This is a genomic window from Corallococcus sp. CA053C, assembly GCF_003611675.1.
GTDB lineage: Bacteria > Myxococcota > Myxococcia > Myxococcales > Myxococcaceae > Corallococcus.
The window spans coordinates 1-566 of record NZ_RAWA01000849.1 but is presented as its reverse complement, the minus strand read 5'-3'; the positions used below and the strand labels follow the sequence as shown (position 1 = coordinate 566).

Sequence of the window (566 nt, the reverse complement as noted above, 5' to 3'; positions counted from 1 at the left end):
AGCCCGTGCCGCGACAGCAGACAGAAGAGCCCCGCGTAGAAGCCCGCGTAGCAGAGCAGCACCGCGCCATGGCGGCGCAATCGCGCGCGGCAGAAGTGCTGCAGCGGATAGAGGACGTTGAAGTAGAGGAGGCTCAGCGGGATGCCGAGCAGCACGGTGGCGTAGAAGAGCGCGCTCAGCCCGAGCGAGCGGCGGCCCGCGTTGTAGGCGTCGGGGTCCTTCTCCGTGCGGTTCCAGCGGTGGTGCGCGAGGTGGTCATGGCGCATGGGCTCGTAGGCGATGCCCACGAGCAGGCTGAGCGCGTTGCCGAAGAGGCGGTTCTGCCACGGCCTCGGGAAGAGATTGTCGTGCCACGCGTCGTGGTCGAGCTGGATGAGCCCCATCACCGCCCCACCCGCCAGCATCCACAGCGGCAGCTTCACCCAGACGCTGCCCGCACGGGCAATGGCCACGGCCGCCGCGACCCAGACACCCAGGTGCAGCGCCGCCATGCCCACCGCGCGCAGGGGACGGATGCGGAGCAGCTCCACCAGCTCGGCGCGGGAGAGGCCGGGCTCCGGGGGCGC

1 protein-coding gene is annotated in these 566 nt (G+C 71.0%); it reads right to left on the bottom strand.

What is annotated here, in order from left to right; genetic code table 11:
• On the bottom strand, nucleotides 1–566 hold a 566-nt coding region (locus D7V97_RS43550), incomplete at both ends, for a fatty acid desaturase (protein WP_199729250.1).